The sequence below is a fragment of the Jejuia spongiicola genome (assembly GCF_023502325.1).
In the GTDB taxonomy this organism is placed as follows: Bacteria; Bacteroidota; Bacteroidia; order Flavobacteriales; family Flavobacteriaceae; genus Wocania_A; species Wocania_A spongiicola.
Genome location: NZ_JAMFLZ010000001.1, coordinates 373,219 through 392,980, shown reverse-complemented (window position 1 = coordinate 392,980; position 19,762 = coordinate 373,219). Strand labels below are relative to the sequence as shown.

General features: G+C 33.4%; 13 protein-coding genes. 7 read left to right on the top strand and 6 right to left on the bottom strand.

Annotated elements, in window-relative coordinates; genetic code table 11:
• Positions 1–4: 4 nt before the first annotated feature.
• The 6 genes from ileS to panC all read right to left on the bottom strand — a co-directional run bounded on the left by ileS (position 5) and on the right by panC (position 8,392).
• Positions 5–3,409, bottom strand: a complete 3,405-nt coding sequence (ileS, locus tag M3P09_RS01800) for an isoleucine--tRNA ligase (RefSeq protein ID WP_249971804.1) — start codon at positions 3,407–3,409, stop codon at positions 5–7.
• Positions 3,410–3,583: 174 nt separating this feature from the next.
• The gene (gene radA / locus M3P09_RS01795) at positions 3,584–4,942 is read right to left on the bottom strand and encodes a DNA repair protein RadA (protein ID WP_249971803.1); all 1,359 of its coding nucleotides are present in this window, start codon (positions 4,940–4,942) and stop codon (positions 3,584–3,586) included.
• Positions 4,942–6,090 (bottom strand): alpha/beta hydrolase, encoded by a 1,149-nt coding sequence (locus M3P09_RS01790; RefSeq protein ID WP_249971802.1) that lies wholly within the window; start codon positions 6,088–6,090, stop codon positions 4,942–4,944. The genes radA and M3P09_RS01790 overlap by 1 nt, the downstream gene beginning before the upstream one ends.
• A 113-nt stretch (positions 6,091–6,203) precedes the next feature.
• On the bottom strand, positions 6,204–7,172 hold the full coding sequence (locus M3P09_RS01785) for a lysylphosphatidylglycerol synthase transmembrane domain-containing protein (protein ID WP_249971801.1): 969 nt from the start codon (positions 7,170–7,172) through the stop codon (positions 6,204–6,206).
• Between the two features lie 4 nt (positions 7,173–7,176).
• Positions 7,177–7,527: an aspartate 1-decarboxylase gene (gene panD / locus M3P09_RS01780; protein WP_099564923.1), complete on the bottom strand. Its 351-nt coding sequence runs from the start codon at positions 7,525–7,527 to the stop codon at positions 7,177–7,179.
• Between the two features lie 13 nt (positions 7,528–7,540).
• On the bottom strand, positions 7,541–8,392 hold the full coding sequence (panC, locus tag M3P09_RS01775) for a pantoate--beta-alanine ligase (RefSeq protein WP_249971800.1): 852 nt from the start codon (positions 8,390–8,392) through the stop codon (positions 7,541–7,543).
• A gap of 143 nt (positions 8,393–8,535) precedes the next feature.
• Between panC and M3P09_RS01770 the strand changes: the two genes are divergently transcribed.
• The 7 genes from M3P09_RS01770 (at position 8,536) to M3P09_RS01740 (ending at position 19,732) form a co-directional block, all read left to right on the top strand.
• Positions 8,536–9,345: a glycogen/starch synthase gene (locus tag M3P09_RS01770; protein WP_099564925.1), complete on the top strand. Its 810-nt coding sequence runs from the start codon at positions 8,536–8,538 to the stop codon at positions 9,343–9,345.
• A 61-nt stretch (positions 9,346–9,406) separates the two neighbouring features.
• Entirely contained in the window at positions 9,407–11,080 is a 1,674-nt protein-coding gene (gene bamH / locus M3P09_RS01765; RefSeq protein WP_249971799.1) for a BamH family beta-barrel-assembly machinery protein, read from the top strand.
• 157 nt (positions 11,081–11,237) lie between these two features.
• Entirely contained in the window at positions 11,238–13,085 is a 1,848-nt protein-coding gene (gene glmS, locus M3P09_RS01760; RefSeq protein ID WP_249971798.1) for a glutamine--fructose-6-phosphate transaminase (isomerizing), read from the top strand.
• Between the two features lie 211 nt (positions 13,086–13,296).
• On the top strand, positions 13,297–16,083 hold the full coding sequence (locus M3P09_RS01755) for a TonB-dependent receptor (RefSeq protein ID WP_249971797.1): 2,787 nt from the start codon (positions 13,297–13,299) through the stop codon (positions 16,081–16,083).
• A gap of 20 nt (positions 16,084–16,103) precedes the next feature.
• Complete coding sequence (locus M3P09_RS01750) at positions 16,104–17,687, top strand: SGNH/GDSL hydrolase family protein (RefSeq protein ID WP_099564929.1); 1,584 nt, start codon at positions 16,104–16,106, stop codon at positions 17,685–17,687.
• Between the two features lie 166 nt (positions 17,688–17,853).
• The gene (gene atpD, locus M3P09_RS01745) at positions 17,854–19,362 is read left to right on the top strand and encodes a F0F1 ATP synthase subunit beta (RefSeq protein ID WP_099564930.1); all 1,509 of its coding nucleotides are present in this window, start codon (positions 17,854–17,856) and stop codon (positions 19,360–19,362) included.
• A gap of 76 nt (positions 19,363–19,438) precedes the next feature.
• Entirely contained in the window at positions 19,439–19,732 is a 294-nt protein-coding gene (locus M3P09_RS01740) for a F0F1 ATP synthase subunit delta/epsilon (protein ID WP_099564931.1), read from the top strand.
• The last annotated feature ends 30 nt before the right edge of the window (positions 19,733–19,762 follow it).

The window sequence follows — 19,762 nt, the reverse complement described above, 5'->3', positions numbered from 1 at the left end:
TTCTTTAATGTTTTTGAATAAATAATTTGGTATTTACATCATCAAAAGCAATTTCTATACCATTATCTACTTGGTCAATAATTTCTAATTCTTCAGTTAGGGTTTCTGTTTTAATATATTCAATATTGTGGTTTACAGCATTTTCAATGTAGGTGTCTTTTTGAAGCGTAACATCTATTCTATCAGTAACTTCAAAACCAGAATCCTTTCGTAAGTTTTGTATACGATTTATCAATTCTCTTGCAATACCTTCCTTTTTTAAATCCTCGGTAAGCGTTACATCTAAAGCTACTGTTAATGCTCCTTCGTTTGCAACTAACCAACCTTCAATATCTTGCGATGTAATCTCTACATCTGTGCGTTCTAAAGTAATATTTTTTCCATTAACTTCAACATCTAAACTACCATTTTGTTCCATTTTGTTAATATCTTCTGAAGTAAAGTTAATTACTACATTAGCAATGGCTTTCATATCCTTCCCAAAACGCGGTCCGAGCATCTTAAAATTAGGCTTTATTTGCTTCACTAATATATCAGAAGCATCTTCTAAAAGTTCAATTTCTTTAACGTTAACTTCATGTTTTATTAAATCTGAAACGGCTAAAATTTCTTCTTTTTGCTGTGCATTATCTACAGGAATCATGATTTTTTGAAGTGGCTGACGCACTTTTATCTTTTCCTTAGCTCTTAACGACAATACTAATGACGATATTGTTTGAGCAGCTTCCATTTTTCGCTCTAAACTTTTATCTACATAAGCTACATTATACTTAGGAAAATCTGCTAAATGTACACTTTCAAAAATTTCTTTTTTAGTTACCGAATTTAAATCTAAATATAATTTATCCATAAAGAAAGGTGCAATTGGAGCGCCTAACTTAGCAATGGTTTCCATACAAGTATAAAGTGTTTGATAAGCCGAAATTTTATCTGCCTGATAATCGCCTTTCCAGAAACGTCTTCTACTTAAACGTACAAACCAGTTACTTACGTAATCTTGAGTAAAGTTTGAAATAGCTCGTGCTGCTTTTGTTGGCTCATAATCGGCATAAAAAGCATCTACTTTTTTAATAAGCGTGTGCAATTCTGAAAGTATCCAACGGTCTATTTCTGGGCGGTCTTCTAAAGGAATATCCGTTTCAGTATAAGTAAATTTATCGAGGTTTGTATACAACTGAAAAAACGAATACGTATTGTAAAGCGTTCCGAAGAATTTACGTTTTACCTCTTCAATACCTTCTAAATCAAACTTTAAGTTATCCCAAGGGTTTGCATTCGAAATCATGTACCAACGTGTTGCATCGGCTCCATATTTCCCTAAAGTTTCAAACGGATCGGCAGCATTACCTAAACGTTTTGACATTTTTTGCCCGTTTTTATCTAACACTAACCCATTAGAGACCACATTTTTGTAAGCGACCGAATCAAAAACCATCGTTCCAATTGCATGTAAGGTATAAAACCATCCACGTGTTTGGTCGACACCTTCAGCAATAAAATCGGCAGGAAATGTAGTTCCTTTATCAATTAAATCGTTATTTTCAAACGGATAATGCCACTGTGCATAAGGCATAGAGCCAGAATCAAACCAAACATCTATTAAATCGCTTTCGCGGAACATTTTTTGACCTGTAGAAGACACCAGAACAATATCATCAACAATATTTTTATGCAAATCTATTTTAGCATAATTTTCTTCAGAATTGTTTCCTACTTCAAAGTCTTCAAAAATATCTTTACCTAAAACACCTTCGGAAACAGCGCGTTGCATTTCAGCTTTAAGCTCTTCAACAGACCCAATGCATATTTCTTCTTTTCCATCTTCGGTTCTCCATATCGGTAATGGAATTCCCCAATAACGTGACCGCGACAAATTCCAATCGTTGGCATTTGCTAACCAGTTTCCAAATCGTCCATCGCCTGTACTTTTAGGTTTCCAATTAATGGTTTGGTTAAGCTGATGCATTCTATCTTTAACATCAGTTACTTTAATAAACCAAGAGTCTAACGGGTAGTAAAGAATTGGCTTATCGGTTCTCCAACAATTTGGGTAACTATGCTTATATTTTTCAACCTTAAAGGCTTTATTTTCTGTTTTTAATTTGATGGCAAGTTCTACATCAACCGAACGTTCTGGTACTTCTTTATCTGCATAATATTCGTTCTTTACATATTTACCTCCATATTCACCCATTTCTGGACGAAAACGCCCTTGCAAATCAACTAAAGGCACTAAATTATCATTCTCATCTTTTACCAACATTGGTGGCACTTCTGGTGTTGCTTGTTTTGCAACCAAAGCATCATCTGCTCCAAAGGTTGGTGCAGTATGTACTATTCCTGTACCATCTTCAGTGGTTACAAAATCTCCAGAAATGACTCTGAATGCATCTTGTGGATTATCGTTTGGTAAAGCGTATTTGAGTAATTGCTCATATCTTATTTCCAACAAATCTGCTCCTTTACATTCAGTTGCAATTAAAAATGGGATTTTTTTGTTTTCTTTTGAAAAACTGGAAAGCTCAGAAACATCCTCAGTTTGATAGTATTTTCCATTAAATTGTTTTCCAACCAAGTTTTTAGCAAGTATTACATGAATTGGCTCGAAAGTATATTGATTATAAGTTGCTACAACAACATAATCAATCTTAGACCCAACTGTCAATGCAGTATTACTTGGTAATGTCCAAGGTGTTGTTGTCCAAGCTAAAAAATGTAAATGATCGAACTTTTTAAGAAATTCTGGTAATGTATTTTCAACAGCCTTAAATTGGGCAACTATTGTAGTGTCGGTAACATCTTGATATGTTCCTGGTTGATTTAACTCGTGCGAACTTAAACCAGTACCTGCTTTTGGCGAATACGGCTGAATGGTATAACCTTTGTAAAGCAAACTTTTATCATAAATCTGCTTTAACAACCACCAAACAGACTCCATGTATTTAGGCTCGTAAGTAATATATGGGTCGTCCATATCTACCCAATAGCCCATTTTTTCAGTTAGGTCATTCCAAACATCAGTATAGCGCATTACGGCTTTACGACAAGCGGCATTATAATCTTCAACCGAAATCGTTTTCCCAATATCTTCTTTTGTAATGCCTAATTCTTTTTCAACACCCAATTCAATAGGTAATCCATGAGTATCCCAACCCGCTTTACGCTTTACTTGGTAACCCTTCATGGTTTTGTAACGCGGAAAAATGTCTTTTATAGCACGTGCTAAAACGTGATGTACTCCAGGAAGTCCATTTGCCGATGGCGGTCCTTCATAAAACACATACGGTGTTGCCCCCTCACGGGTAGAAACACTTTTTTCGAAGATGTTGTTTTCTTGCCAATATTGTAGTATTTCATTAGCTACATTTGGTAAGTCAAGTCCTTTATATTCAGGAAATTTCGCGCTCATTTACTATTGATTCTTATAAGTTCGCGAATTTAAGGAATTTTGGCAAAAAAAAAGGTGTTGTGAGTATAATTTATACTCGTCATTACGAGGAACAAAGGGACATAGTAATCTTATGATAAAAATTTAGTAGAAACAGATTGCGACACCGCACAAAAAAGACAATTAACAACAGTGTTAAACAATAAGGCTTACCAAATCCTCAATTTTAGAAATCAATTGAATTTTAATAGCGGTATTTTTAAGAGAAATTTTATTGTATTTAGACACAAAGATAGTTGAAAACCCTAATTTTTCAGCTTCTAAAATGCGTTGCTCTACACGTTGTACAGGACGAATTTCTCCAGATAAGCCAACCTCGGCAGCAAAACAAAAATCTTTTTGCAAAGCTTCGTCTTCATTTGAGGATAAAATAGAAGCCACAACGGCCAAATCTATTGCAGGATCATCAACCGTAATACCACCTGTAATATTTAAAAACACATCTTTTGCTCCTAATCGGAACCCAGCGCGCTTTTCTAATACAGCCAATAGCATGTTAAGGCGCTTAGCGTTAAACCCTGTAGCACTACGCTGCGGTGTTCCGTAAACGGCTGTACTTACTAAAGCTTGTACTTCAATCATTAATGGACGCATGCCTTCAAGAGTTGCGGCAACAGCATTTCCGCTTAATTCTTCATCTTTTTTAGAGATTAAAATTTCGGAAGGATTAGAAACCTCTCTTAGTCCAGAACCTTGCATTTCGTAAATACCTAATTCGTTAGTAGAACCAAATCGGTTTTTATTGGCGCGCAAAATTCTAAATATATGATTACGATCCCCTTCAAATTGAAGAACGGTATCAACCATATGTTCCAAAATTTTTGGTCCAGCAATATTTCCATCTTTTGTAATGTGTCCAATCAATAACACTGGTGTTGCTGTTTCTTTGGCAAATTTAATAAGTTCGGTTGTGCATTCTTTTATTTGCGAAATACTTCCAGAAGACGATTCGATATAATCGCTATGTAAGGTTTGAATAGAATCAATTATAACAATATCAGGTTCTAAAGCTTCAACCTGTTTGAATATGTTTTGAGTTTTAGTCTCCGTTAAAATGTAACAATTATTATTGTTTGGATTGATGCGTTCTGCCCGCATTTTTATTTGTTTCTGACTTTCTTCTCCAGAAACATATAAGGTTTTATAAGGTAGCCCTAATGAAATTTGAAGTAGTAATGTACTTTTCCCAATTCCAGGTTCTCCTCCTAAAAGTGTTAAAGAGCCTGGAACAATTCCACCACCTAAAACACGATTGAACTCGGCATCAAAAGTATCCAATCGAGCTTCTTTAGAATTGTCAATTTCGTTAATTTTTAAAGGAATAGAAACGCGTTTAACTTTTGATGTTGGCAACTTCCAATCGCTTTTTTCTGACTTTTGAACAAGTTCTTCAACAATAGTATTCCACTCTTTACAAGCAGTACATTGTCCTTGCCATTTTGCATATTGATTGCCACAACTCTGACAAAAAAATGTAGTTTTAACTTTTGCCATTAATACCCAAAATCTGATTTAATTAAATCTGCTTTTTCTAGCATTAAATCTTTTGTAATACCTGCAATTTCATCTAATGTATATGCCGATTGATAGGTTCGCATTGCTTTTTTAGGTTCGCCTGTTTCTTCATAAAAGCGTGCCAAGTAGTAATTTCCTAAAAGTGTTTTTGGATATTCTTTACGCGCTATTTTTCCTAAAGTTTCAAAATAATAGAACTGTTCTGTTTTCTCTATAGCTGCCGAAATGGCTTTAAAATCGTTAATTAAAATTTGTTTTTCAATACCAAATAACTCACTAATAGTTTGATATTTTTCTTCAAGGTATTCAACTGGCGATGTATCTAATTTAAGAATAACCTCTTTATATTCCTTTTTACTAATAGGTTGAAATACATAAAAAATACTTTCTATTGCTTTTGGTAAGGCATGTGCTGGTACCGAGTAATGAGAGGCCCCTTCAAAGCTATCAAAATTATAGAAAACATTTTTAGTATCTAAAGCAGATATATCAGTGTTTAAAGCCTCAGTCATTCTTTTTATAGACTTTGAATCATTTTTTGTATTTGCTAAATAATAAAATATTTTAGATTCTAATTTTCCTAATTGTTCTGGAATGTAATCTAACATATTTGGTGCTAATTCGGGACTAATAACCACATAACCCTGAAACAATGGTTGCTGTTTTAACAAATAGTAATTAATAAAATTTGCCGTTTCTCCATGGCCAACAGCAACTCTAAAATTTTCGGTTCTATATGTTTTTTCTATATATGGAATAAGCTCCATACCAATAAACTCATAAAAAGCGGCTCCCGTTTCAGTAGGTAACGAGTTTTGTCCATACATACAATCATCAAACCTCTTGTCTAATTGATTAATACCAACTACAATAGCTTCTGGCATATCTTCCCAATAAGAGTAATAATCTACATTTCCTGCGACAGCTTCAAATAAATAATCGCCATCTAAAACAACAAATAACGGGTATTTTTTGTCTTGATTTCCTTCATAACCCCTAGGTAATTGTATTTTGAGCTCGCGCGTTTCCCCTAGTTTTGAAGACTCAAAAGTTTCGTATTTAACTTGAGCATCAGTAGCATTTACAATACAGAATAATACTAATAAAAAAATGATTGGTTTCTTCATTTTAAAAATGATTTGAGATTTATAACGGCAAGGTATGAAATTAAGTGAAAGTTTAAAAAAGCTGTTTTCGATACTTTTATTAAAAAAATCGAGTTAACATTATTTTGCGGCAATCAGTCTTCTTTTAAAGTCTTTCTTCTATTAAAAATGGGCAAATAAATTAAAGATAGTCCTCCAAAAAGGATAATTAAAAGCGTTTGTGATGCCCACATTATCCAGCCAAATGCAATACTTGGTTCTTCAGCAATTCCAAAAATTGAAAATGCAGCATAAATAGCTAAAGGATATGAACCAATGCCTCCATTGGTAGCTGCTATACTAAAACTTGCAGAAATAAATCCTATTAAAATTGCTCCTGCATTAATACCATCTAACTCTTTTATGGAAAATGAAGTAACGTAAAACATAAGCAAATACATGCCCCAAATAAATAACGTATGAAAAACAAATGCCCATTTCTTTTTCATCTTAAAAATACTAAGCGCTCCTTCTATTAATCCATTAACAAATGTCTTTATTTTTACTGCTATTTTTGATTGGCTTTTCTTTATATATCTAGTAAATAAGACAACTAAAAATATTAAGCTAACTAGTGCTATTATAATTTTTGTTGGATCGAATTTCTCAACTAAAAACCCATAAATAAAATCGAATTGAAGAAAAAGTGTTATAATAATAATACCCAACATTACTATCATATCTGCAATACGCTCTGCCACAATAGTACCAAAACCTTTCTCGAAGGGTACACCTTCATAATTAGTTATAATAGATGCTCTTGCAACCTCACCAGCTCTGGGGATGGTATAATTAATTAAGTAGGTAGCAAAAACTGCCATAATACTATTGCCTAATTTAATCTTGTAACCCATGGGTTCTAATTGAAAAAGCCATCGATATGCTCTAGACAAATGGCTTAACAGCCCCAAAAACATGCCTAAAAGAATCCAGGTATAGTCGGCCTTTTTTACATAAACCATTAATTCGTCTAGTGAAACTTTAGACAAAGAATACCAAACTAAAAAAACTCCCAATGCTAATGGGAGTATTATTTTAAGTGCTTTTTTTATTTTGGCCTTCAAAAGTTTATTTTAACAAGTTTGTGGCTTCGTCAGGGAATACTAAAGATGGTTTAAACAATTTAGCTTCTTCAATATCCATAAACGCATAAGTGATTAAAATAAGAGTGTCTCCAACTGATACTTTTCTTGCAGCAGCTCCATTTAATGTTATTTCTCCGCTTAGCCGTGGTCCTGGAATACAATAGGTCTCCAATCGTTCTCCATTGTCGTTATTTACAATTTGAACTTTTTCTCCTTGAATAATGTTGGCAGCATCCATTAAATCTTCGTCAATGGTAATACTACCTATATAGTTGAGTTCTGCACCTGTGCATTTTACTCTGTGAATTTTAGATTTTACTACTTGAATTTGCATGAGGCAAAGGTAATTAATTTAGTGCGATATTATCTATTAATCTAATATCATCTGCATATGCAGCTATAAACGCTCTATATGTTTTTTTGTTTGATTTTCTTATTACTGGTTTTAAGGTTTTAGTGTCTGCAATAATAAAATATTCTAATTTTAATAAATCGTGTTTAGCAAACTCTTTTTCAACCCATTCCGAAACTTTATTAGCACTTTTTGTGCCAAATTTTTCTTTGGCAGTTGTTAAAGTTTTATAAATAAACGGTGCAGCTTTTTTATATTCTGGTTTTAGTCGTGTATTACGCGAACTCATTGCTAAACCACTTGTTTCTCTATGAATAGGACAACCAATAACTTTAACAGGAATGTTATGTTTTTTAACTAATTTTTTAATAATTGCTAATTGTTGAAAATCTTTCTCTCCAAAATAAGCCCGATGCGGTTTTACTATTTCAAAAAAACGTTTTACAATAGTTCCAACACCATCAAAATGTCCGTTTCTAAATTTGCCTTCCATCTCAAACTCCAAACCATCAAAATCAAATTTTTGTGAAACAGTATTTCCTTTATAAATATCTTCAACTGTTGGTGCATAAACTAAAATATCGTTTTTCGAAACAGTTTTTAACAACTCTACATCATTATCTAGCGTTCTTGGATACTTAATAAGATCATCCTTATTATCAAACTGTGTAGGGTTAACAAAAATACTTACTACAACTTTATCATTCTCATTTAAAGCTTTACGCACTAAAGCCATATGCCCTTGGTGTAATGCTCCCATGGTTGGCACTAGCCCAACTGTAAGCTGTTTTGCTTTTAATTCATCAACTTTAGCAGAAATTTGCATTTTTTGTGAAAAAACCTTCATTATTTAATAAAAAATTAACGCTTGCAAACTTAATATTTTACAATCAATTAGCATAAATTTTTGTACTTTTGCGTGTTTTTTATTTTGAATTTTCAAAAAGCTATTCAATTATATAGCCATAAAAAGACAGCAAAAACAAACATATGAAAGATAAGAGGGTATTGTATGTATCATCTGAAGTAGTGCCTTATTTACCAGAGACTGAAATTTCGTCAATGTCTTTTGAAGCACCTAGATTAGTAAATCAACAAGGTGGTCAAATACGAATTTTTATGCCTAGATATGGTAATATTAATGAAAGAAGGCATCAATTACATGAAGTTATAAGACTATCTGGTATTAACCTAGTTATTAACGATTTAGATATGCCTTTAATCATAAAGGTCGCTTCTATCCCTAAAGAACGTATTCAGGTTTATTTTATTGATAACGACGAGTATTTTAAGCGTAAAGCAACACTTACCGACGAAAATGGCAAACTGTTTTCTGATAATGATGAACGTGCTATTTTCTTTGCCAAAGGCGTTATAGAAACGGTTAAAAAATTAAACTGGTCACCAGATGTTATTCATGTTCATGGTTGGCTAGCCTCGCTACTTCCATTGTATTTAAAAGCGTATTATAAAGATGAGCCACTATTTAACGAAAGTAAAATTGTGACTTCTGTATACAATCAAAGTTTTGATGATACGTTAAACAAAGACATGATTAATAAAATTAAGTTTGATAATATTGAAGAAGATGCTGTTAAAACGCTTGAAGAACCTTCATACAACAACTTGATGAAAGTTGCTATTGATTACTCTGATGCATTAATAGTTGGGTCTGAAAATATTCCTGAAACTTTAGAAACCTATTTAAAAGCATCAAACAAACCTATTTTAGATTATAAAAGTAAAGATGAATTTGGTGAAGCTTATACAGAATTTTTTAATACTAAAATTTTTAGCTAATCCCAATCTCATTTAAAATTAAGATATGAAAGGCCCTTGTGGGCATTTGCCAAATATACTCATGAAAAAAATATTTAAAGCCCTTAAATTACCTGGTATTGTCCTATTCGCTATGGCATTATTTATTGCCTGCGATAAAGATTTTAATACTATTGAAAGTGACGTTTTAGGAAAAGATAATGCTAACTTTAGCACTGATAACTCTAATCTTCAAATTTTAGCATACAACAAAAAATTAAGTGCTCAACAAATTAATGGTTTGTCATCTAATTTATTTGGAGTTTTTAAAGATCCTGCATATGGGCAAACAACAGCTAGTATAATAACACAAATAACTCCAAATGTATTTAACCCTAACTTTGGTGACAACCCTGTTATAGATTCTGTGGTTTTAAAAGTGCCTTATTTTAATAAAGTAAGTGCAGATTCTCCTGACGATGATGGTAATGAAGTATATACTATAGAAGACTCTTTATATGGTGGAGCTCCTGTAAAATTAACAGTTTACAGAAATAATTATTTTTTAAGAGATTTTGATCCAAACTCAGAGTTTAACGATACTCAAATATATTATTCAAAGGCAGATGGCTCAATTAATAATACTGATAACTTTGCTGTTACTAGTGATGCTACTATAAATTTTGATGACCATAAAGGTGAAATAATTTACGAGCAAGAGCAGTATGTTCCAAGTAGTGAAACTATTGTTTTAAAAATTACTGAAGGAGATGAAGATGTTTTTGATAGACAAACTCCAGCGTTAAGAGTAAAGCTAGACGAAGATTATTGGAAAACCACAATTTTTGACAAAGAAGATGATCCTGTTTTAAGTAATACTAATAATTTTAGAGACTATTTTAGAGGTTTGTATTTTAAAGCAGAAGCCATTAACGATAATGGTAATATGATTTTTTTCAACTTATCTACAGCTAATATTACAATCTATTATTCAAAAGACTCATCAATTGATGGTGAAAGAGATCAAGACACCTATACACTAAACTTAAATGGTAATAGACTAAACACATTCATAAATGATTATAGTATAGCTTTAGCTGATGGAGATGAAACTTTGGGTGATGAAAAACTATATCTAAAAGGAGCTGAAGGCTCTATGGCTGTAATTGATTTATTTAATGGAATGGTAGATTGTGATGGTACTCCAGAAACAGCTTTAGATTGCTTTAAAAAAACTTACAGAGAGCTTGATGGAAACGGTAACTATTTACCTCAAGTAAATGGCGATTATCCATTAAGAAAATTAATAAACGAAGCGCATCTTGTTATTTATGAAGACCAGACTGCATCCAATGGAGGAAATTCAGATTTTCATAAATATGATAGAATTTATGCATATGATGTAAGCAATAACATTCCAACTATAGATTATTCTTTCGATCCTACTGAAGACACTTCAGATCCTTTTAACTCTAAAATTATTAGTCTAGGCCAACGAATAGTAGATGACAACGGTGCTGCAAAATATAAATTACGCATAACAGAACACTTAAATAATATTTTACTTAAAGACTCTACTAATACTAAGTTAGGACTTATCTTATCAAACAATGTAAATTTAACTAATAGTTTTAAAGTTTTGAACAGTGAAAAAGAAGTTCCCTCTTCTGCTATATTAACTCCAAGGGGAACCGTTTTATATGGTACAAATGTTACTGGACCAAATGAGAGTAAAAAAATGAGACTTGAAATATTTTTTACTGAACCTAATTTATAGTTTTTTATTTTAAAAAAGTCACTTCACTATATATAGTGTTAATGAATTTCATCGTGAAAAATGTCAACTTTATATACTATTTTGACATTTGTTGATATTTTTTTTACATATTTGCTTCACACAAATTAAAACCCAAATTAATTAAATAAAATTACTTATGTGTGGAATTGTTGGATATATAGGCCATAGAGAAGCTTACCCAATTATTATAGAAGGTCTTAAGCGCTTAGAATACAGAGGCTACGACAGTGCAGGCATTGCGCTCTTTGATGGCAATAGTCTTAAAATATCAAAGACCAAAGGAAAGGTCTCAGATTTAGAAGAACGATCAGAAAAAGAAATCACCAAAAACGGTAGTTTAGGAATTGGACACACAAGGTGGGCTACTCATGGTGTTCCTAATGACATAAACTCTCATCCACATGCTTCAAATTCAGGCGATTTAGCTATCATTCATAATGGCATTATAGAAAATTACGATTCGCTAAAAAAAGAATTAATTTCTAGAGGTTACACATTTCAATCAGATACAGATACTGAGGTTTTAATCAATCTAATTGAAGATGTTAAAAAGAAAGAGAACGTAAAACTTGGAAAGGCCGTACAAATTGCATTAAATCAAGTAATTGGTGCTTACGCTATTGCCGTTTTTGATAAAAATAAACCCGGTGAAGTTGTTATTGCTAGATTAGGAAGCCCTTTAGCTGTTGGTGTAGGTGAAGATGAATTTTTTATTGCAAGTGATGCCTCTCCTTTTATAGAATATACTAAAAATGCTATTTATTTAGAAGATGAAGAAATGGCAATTATTAGGCTTGGAAAAGAAATAAAAATACGAAAAATTAAAGATGACTCTTTGGTTGATCCTTACATTCAAGAACTTCAAATGAATCTTGAAGAAATAGAAAAAGGAGGATTCGATCATTTTATGCTAAAGGAAATTCATGAGCAACCTAGAGCAATTAGAGATACTTATAGAGGTAGATTATTAAGAGACGAAGCTATTATAAAAATGGCAGGAGTTGAAGATAATATGAAAAAGTTTTTAAATGCCGATCGTATTATCATTATAGCTTGCGGTACCTCATGGCACGCAGGATTAGTTGCCGAATATATCTTTGAAGAATTTTCAAGAATTCCTGTAGAAGTTGAATACGCATCAGAGTTTCGTTACAGAAACCCTGTAATAACTGAGAAGGATGTAGTAATTGCTATTTCACAATCCGGTGAAACTGCTGATACATTAGCAGCTATTAAATTAGCAAAATCTAAAGGCGCTTTTGTTTTTGGCGTTTGTAATGTTGTAGGTTCATCTATTGCTAGAGAAACAGATGCTGGAGCTTATACTCACGCAGGACCAGAAATTGGTGTTGCTTCTACCAAAGCATTTACAACCCAAATAACAGTGTTAACTTTAATTGCGCTTCGTTTAGCTAGAGCTAAAGGCACGATGTCGAGTTCAGATTTTAGATTGTATTTACAAGAGTTAGAATTGATTCCACAAAAAGTAGAGCTGGCTTTACAAGTTGATGAACATGTAAAGCAAATTGCTAAAGAATATTTACTATCTACCAATTGTTTATACTTAGGTAGAGGTTATAATTTCCCGGTAGCTTTAGAAGGCGCTTTAAAACTAAAAGAAATCTCTTATATTCATGCAGAAGGTTACCCAGCTGCAGAAATGAAGCATGGCCCAATCGCCTTGATAGATGATAGAATGCCTGTAATTGTTATTGCTACTAGTAAAGGACATTACGAAAAAGTAGTTAGTAATATTCAGGAAATTAAATCACGTAAAGGTAAAATTATTGCTGTTGTTACAGAAGGAGATACTGCAGTAAAAGAAATTGCAGATCATATTATTGAAATTCCAGACTCTGAAGAAGCTTTTTCTCCATTATTAACAACAATACCATTACAACTCTTATCTTATCATATTGCTGTAATGCGTAATTGTAATGTAGACCAACCACGTAACTTAGCAAAATCTGTTACAGTAGAATAAGATATTACTCAGCAAATTATTGATTTATAATTATTTGTGAGATATTTCTGTTATTTCACAAAAAAATACCTTATTTTTAGCTTAACAGACAATATTTGTAGTCTTTTTTGTTAAAAAATACTATGCACGCATAACTTTTTTGTGTTTTTATGAGGAAGTAATGCTATATATATTTATATTGCTAATCGAAAAATTAAACTAATTCTTATAAATGAAAACTATTCTTCCTTTTTTAATGTTGCTTTTTTGTGGATTATCATATTCTCAAACAACAACAATTTCTGGGACAGTTGTTGATGATAGTGGTCAACCTCTTCCAGGAGCAAACATTATTGTTACAGGAACTTCTACAGGAGTTGTAACAGATTTTGACGGCGGTTTTAACTTAAGTGTAAGTCAAGACCCTCCTTTTTCTGTTCAAGCTAGCATGGTTGGTTTTGAATCAGCTACTATTGAAGTTACCACAAACAATCAAGTCCTCAATTTTGTTCTAACTGAAGGAACATCCTTAGATGAAGTTGTAATTTCTGCATCCAGAACACCTGAGCGTATTTTCGAATCGCCTGTAACTGTTGAACGTTTTGGGCTTAAAGAAATTAAAAACACGGCGTCCGCTGATTTTTATGATGGCCTTGAAAACCTAAAGGGTGTAGATGTAAACACAAATAGTTTAACCTTTAAATCTGTTAACACCAGAGGTTTTGCAACATTCGCAAATAATCGCTTTATGCAACTGGTAGATGGCATGGATAATTCAACTCCAGCCTTAAACTTCCCAATAGGAAATTTAGTGGGTATGACTGAAACCGATGTTTTAAGTGTAGAATTACTTCCAGGAGCATCTTCAGCATTATATGGTGCAAATGCCTTTAATGGTATTTTATTTATGCGTAGCAAAAACCCTTTTGATCACGCAGGTATAAGCGTTTCACTTAAAGGAGGTATTACCTCCCAAGAAGCCGCTGGTGATAATGAATATAAAGATTTTAGTGTTCGTGTTGCTCATAAGTTTAGCGACAAGTTTGCTGCTAAGGTAAACTTTGGGTATTTAAAAGGAACTGATTGGGCTGCAAATAGTGTAGTAGATAAAACAAATACTGGAGGTAGTCGTACAAATATAGATTATGATGGTGTTAACGTTTATGGAGATGAAGTCTCTACTAACCTTAAGGCGGTAAAAGAAAGCCCAGCATTTTTAGCGCAACTACCAAATCCAGCACTTGCAAGTTTAGTTCCAAACGTTGTAGTCTCTAGAACAGGATATAACGAAGGGGATTTAACTGATTATAATGCTGAAAGTGTTAAAGCCGATTGGGGTTTATATTTTAGGCCATGGGAAAATGATTTTGAAGTTTCTTACGTTGGAAAAGTAGGTACTGGTTCAACAATATACCAAGGAACTAACAGATATAATATTGACAACTTCTTTCAACAACAACATAAGTTAGAAATACGTAACGATAATTTCTTTTTAAGAGGTTACGTAGTTGCCGATAAAGCTGGAGATTCATACGACATGGTATTTACTGGAGTAAATATTAACAGAGCTTGGAAAGACGACAATACTTGGTTTGGTGAATATACAGGAGCCTATATCTCTGCAACACTTGGTGGAGCAACAGATGAGCAAGCACATGCAGCAGGTAGAGCTACAGCAGATACTGGTCGTTATTTACCTGGTTCTCCTGGATTTATATCCGCTTTTAATAGAAGTATTAACGATCCAGATTTAACAACAGGTTCTAAATTTCAAGATGCTTCAAAGTATTATCATTCAGACGCAAATTACAATTTTAGCCATTTAATCGATTTTGCCGATATTCAAGTTGGTGGATCTTATAGAAAATATAGTTTAAATTCATCTGGAACTATTTATACAGATTTAAATGGAGCAATAGACTACTCAGAATTTGGTATTTATACACAAATCCAAAAAAGTTTAGAATTAAGCGAGTCTTTAGAATTAAAACTTACAGGTTCTGTGCGTTATGATAAATCTGAGTTTTTTGATGGTTTTGTATCACCAAGAATTTCTGCTGGTTTAACTGTAAATAGAAATCACAATATTAGGGCATCGGTACAAACTGGATTTAGAAACCCAACTACACAAGATCTATTTATTGGTTTAGATGCTGGTAGAGCAGTTTTAGTTGGTGCTGCACCAGATAATTTAGATAGATGGTCTAGAACTCATGATATAAGTCCTGCAGGTCAATCATTAGGCCAACCAGCAACAATAACACAAACAGGAGCAGCGGCATATAACAATTCTTATACTGCAAGTTCTGCATTAGCTTTAGCAGCTACTGGGAACCCTGCTGTATTAGAGGTATCAAATCCTGACTTAGTAAAACCAGAGCAAGTAACTTCTGGTGAAGTTGGTTATAGAGGCAAGTTCAATAAAGTTATTGTTGATTTAAGTGCCTATTACAATAGCTATAAAGATTTTATTTCTCAAGAAGTTGTTGTTTCTCCATTATACGGAACTGTAGGAGATGGCTCATTATCTGTTGCAGCTTTAGCAAATGGTGATAGTCAAAACTTTAGCACGTACACAAACTCAGAAGCCAATGTAAACTCTTACGGAGCTTCTATTGGAATATCAACTAAAGTATTAGGGAATTTTGATTTAAGTGGAAGTTATACCTACGCTAAGTTAGATTTTGACAGAGTTCAATTTCCAGATTTCACAACAAATTTTAATACTCCTGAACATAAGTTTAAAGCTTCTTTTGGTAACACCAAATTATTTAAAAATTTCGGATTTAACATCGCTTACAGATATAGTGATGACTATTTCTGGGAAGCTACATTTGGTAATGGTATTGTTCCAGAATTTCACGTAGTTGATGCTCAAATTAACCTTAAGGTTCCAAGTTTTAAATCAACTTTTAAAGCAGGTGCAACAAACCTTTTAGGTGATGAATACTTTACGGCGTTCGGAACTGGAAATATCGGATCAATGTATTATGTATCATGGACAATTAACAACTTATAATAATTATGAAAAAGAATATTATGAATACAAAATATATTTGGCTGTTAGTAATTCTTTTAAGTTTCACAGCTTGTAATGAAATTGAAGATGTTTTAGAAGACAATAATATTACAACTACAGAATTACCGGAATTAACAGCTGGTAGTGCAAATTTTTCAAACTATGTTTCATTAGGAGCTTCGTTTACTGCGGGCTATACAGATGGTGCCGTTTTTATTGCAGGTCAAGAAAACTCGTTCCCAAATATTTTATCTAAGCATTTTGCTAATGCTGGCGGTGGTGCATTTACTCAGCCTTTAATGAATGATAATACTGGCGGATTACTTGTTGGTGGAATACCTGTAGCTGCATACAGGTTAGTTTTTACCCCTGAAACAAGTGTAATAAGACTTAATGACCTTTTAGCAGGGTTAGGAGCTCCTGCTCCACCGATAACAACAGACGCAGCAAATAATTTAGGTAGTAGTTTTAATAATGTTGGAGTACCTGGAGCTAAAAGTTTTCACCTAACATTTCCAGGTTACGGAAGTTTAAATCCATATTTTGGAAGAATGGCTTCTTCTCCAACTGCTACTATGCTAGGAGATGCTGCTAGCCAAAATCCAACATTCTTTACATTATCAGAAATTGGAGGTAATGATGTATTAGCTTATGCCACTTCTGGAGGAATAGGAATGGACCAAACCGGAAATTTTAACCCTGCAAGTTATGGTAGTAATGATATAACAGACCCAACCGTTTTTGGTCAAGTATTTACTGGTATTGTTGATCAGTTAACTGCGAATGGAGCACAAGGTGTAGTTGCTAATGTACCATACATAACAAATTTACCTTACTTTACTACAGTACCAAACAATGCGCTAGAAATAGATGCTACAACAGCTGGCCAACTAACAGGGTTTTTCCAAGCGGTTGCTGGAATATTTACTCAAGTATTAATTTCACAAATGGTACCTCCTGCTCAAGCTCAAGCTTTAGCTAGCCAATATGCTATACCTTTTAGCGAAGGAAAAAACAGATGGATTATAGATGTTCCTGTAACTCCAGCCAACCCTTTAGGTTTTAGACAAATGACTGAAGATGAATTATTATTATTACCCATAGACCAAGGCGCTTTAGCTCAAGGTTATGGCTCTGTTGCTTTATCAAATGAAGTATTGCAAGTATTAGGTATTTTACAAGCTGGCGGTACACCAACACCTCAACAAGGAGCATTAGTTATAGGCGCTGTTAATGGTATTGATGATGTTGATGCTTTAGATAGTGATGAACTTAAGAGTATTAAAGATGCTACAGATGCATATAATATGGTTATTGAAAGTGTAGCAGCCTCAAAAGGGTTGGCTTTAGTAGACTTTAAAGGAATTCTTGAACAAGCTTCAACTACAGGAATTATTAGTAATGGGTTTACGCTAAATGCCGATTTAGTAACTGGCGGTTTAGTAAGCTTAGATGGTATTCATTTAACTGCTAGAGGCTATAGTGTTATGGCAAACGAAATTATGAAGGCTATTGATATAACTTATGGATCAAATTTTGAAGCATCAGGAAATTTAGCAAATGTAGGAGATTATCCAACAAACTATTCTCCTACACTACAATAATTACATAAAATAATTTAATATAAAACACCTTCTATTAGAAGGTGTTTTTTTATTCCAAAAAACCTGAAAAAACAACTTTATTTTTAAATTAAAAAATATATCTTTGCACGCGAAAACTTAGAGTGTTTTCATAGAATTAAAACGCATAATATTAAATACATAAGTAATGTCTAAAGTTACAGGTAAAGTTGCACAAATAGTTGGTCCAGTTATCGATGTTGAATTCGGAGCTGGTGCTGAACTTCCAAAAATTTATGATTCATTAGAAATTAAAAGACCTGACGGTTCAATATTAGTATTAGAAGTACAGTCTCACATTGGTGAAGATACAGTACGTACTATTGCGATGGACTCTTCTGATGGTTTAAGTAGAGGAACAGAAGTAAATGCTACTGGTGCTCCTATCCAAATGCCAATTGGTGATGACGTTTATGGTCGTCTTTTTAATGTAATTGGAGATGCTATTGATGGCCTTGGAGATTTACCTAAAGCTGGTGAAGCTGGTTTACCAATTCACAGACAAGCACCAAAATTTGAAGACTTATCAACGTCTACTGAAGTTTTATTTACAGGAATTAAAGTAATCGATTTAATTGAACCTTATGCAAAAGGTGGTAAAATTGGATTATTTGGTGGTGCTGGTGTGGGTAAAACAGTATTAATTCAGGAGTTGATTAACAATATTGCAAAAGGACACGGTGGACTTTCAGTATTCGCTGGAGTAGGTGAAAGAACACGTGAAGGAAATGACCTTTTAAGAGAAATGTTAGAATCTGGAATTATCCGTTATGGTGATGATTTTATGCATTCTATGGAAGAAGGTGGATGGGATTTATCTAAAGTAGATAAATCTAAAATGAAAGAATCTAAAGCAACTTTCGTATTCGGACAAATGAATGAGCCTCCTGGAGCACGTGCGCGTGTTGCCTTATCTGGTTTAACAATTGCTGAGTATTTCCGTGATGGAGCTGGAGATGGACAAGGAAAAGATGTACTATTCTTCGTAGATAATATCTTCCGTTTTACACAAGCTGGTTCTGAGGTATCTGCATTACTTGGTCGTATGCCATCTGCGGTAGGTTACCAACCAACATTAGCAACAGAAATGGGTGCCATGCAAGAGCGTATTACATCAACAAAAAGAGGATCTATTACATCTGTACAAGCGGTTTACGTACCTGCAGATGATTTAACTGATCCAGCACCAGCAACAACGTTTGCTCACTTAGATGCAACTACAGTATTATCACGTAAAATTGCTGAGCTTGGTATTTATCCTGCTGTGGATCCATTAGATTCTACATCAAGAATTTTAACTGCTGATATTTTAGGTGATGATCACTATAACTGCGCACAACGTGTAAAAGAGTTATTACAACGTTACAAAGAATTACAAGATATTATTGCCATATTAGGTATGGAAGAATTATCTGAAGAAGATAAAATGGCTGTAGGTAGAGCAAGACGTGTACAACGTTTCTTATCACAACCATTCCACGTAGCTGAACAGTTTACAGGTATTCCAGGTGTATTAGTTGATATTAAAGAAACTATTAAAGGGTTTAATATGATTATGGATGGTGAATTAGATCACTTACCAGAGGCAGCATTTAACCTTAAAGGAACTATTGAAGAAGCTATTGAAGCTGGAGATAAAATGTTAGCTGAAGCGTAAAATTAGTTTGCAGCAAATCAGTCTTCAGTCTTCAATGACTGCAAACTGTAAACTGCAGACTGCAAACTAAAAAACTATGTATTTAGAAATTGTATCACCAGAAGCAACCTTATTTAATGGAGAAGTAGACTCTGTTGTTGTTCCTGGAGTAAATGGAGAGTTTCAAATGTTAAAAGATCACGCACCAGTTGTATCTCTTTTAAAAGCCGGAAGTATTCAAATTCATACACATTCACAATCTCATTTAGTTTTTGATGAATTACATGCTCTTGTTATTCCTCATAATGATGATGATAAAGTGTTAACAGTACAAGTCAATTCTGGAACCTTAGAGATGAAAGATAACAAAGTAATTATATTAGCAGATTAATAATTACAAAACATATACTTAAAAAAGCCT

Excerpts from the sequence above, each read along its gene's own strand:
- ileS (WP_249971804.1), bottom strand. The coding sequence starts at position 3,409 with ATGAGCGCGAAATTTCCTGAATATAAAGGACTTGACTTACCAAATGTA.
- radA (WP_249971803.1), bottom strand. The coding sequence starts at position 4,942 with ATGGCAAAAGTTAAAACTACATTTTTTTGTCAGAGTTGTGGCAATCAA.
- M3P09_RS01790 (WP_249971802.1), bottom strand. The coding sequence starts at position 6,090 with ATGAAGAAACCAATCATTTTTTTATTAGTATTATTCTGTATTGTAAAT.
- panD (WP_099564923.1), bottom strand. The coding sequence starts at position 7,527 with ATGCAAATTCAAGTAGTAAAATCTAAAATTCACAGAGTAAAATGCACA.
- panC (WP_249971800.1), bottom strand. The coding sequence starts at position 8,392 with ATGAAGGTTTTTTCACAAAAAATGCAAATTTCTGCTAAAGTTGATGAA.
- M3P09_RS01770 (WP_099564925.1), top strand. The coding sequence starts at position 8,536 with ATGAAAGATAAGAGGGTATTGTATGTATCATCTGAAGTAGTGCCTTAT.
- bamH (WP_249971799.1), top strand. The coding sequence starts at position 9,407 with ATGAAAAAAATATTTAAAGCCCTTAAATTACCTGGTATTGTCCTATTC.
- glmS (WP_249971798.1), top strand. The coding sequence starts at position 11,238 with ATGTGTGGAATTGTTGGATATATAGGCCATAGAGAAGCTTACCCAATT.
- M3P09_RS01755 (WP_249971797.1), top strand. The coding sequence starts at position 13,297 with ATGAAAACTATTCTTCCTTTTTTAATGTTGCTTTTTTGTGGATTATCA.
- M3P09_RS01750 (WP_099564929.1), top strand. The coding sequence starts at position 16,104 with ATGAATACAAAATATATTTGGCTGTTAGTAATTCTTTTAAGTTTCACA.
- atpD (WP_099564930.1), top strand. The coding sequence starts at position 17,854 with ATGTCTAAAGTTACAGGTAAAGTTGCACAAATAGTTGGTCCAGTTATC.
- M3P09_RS01740 (WP_099564931.1), top strand. The coding sequence starts at position 19,439 with ATGTATTTAGAAATTGTATCACCAGAAGCAACCTTATTTAATGGAGAA.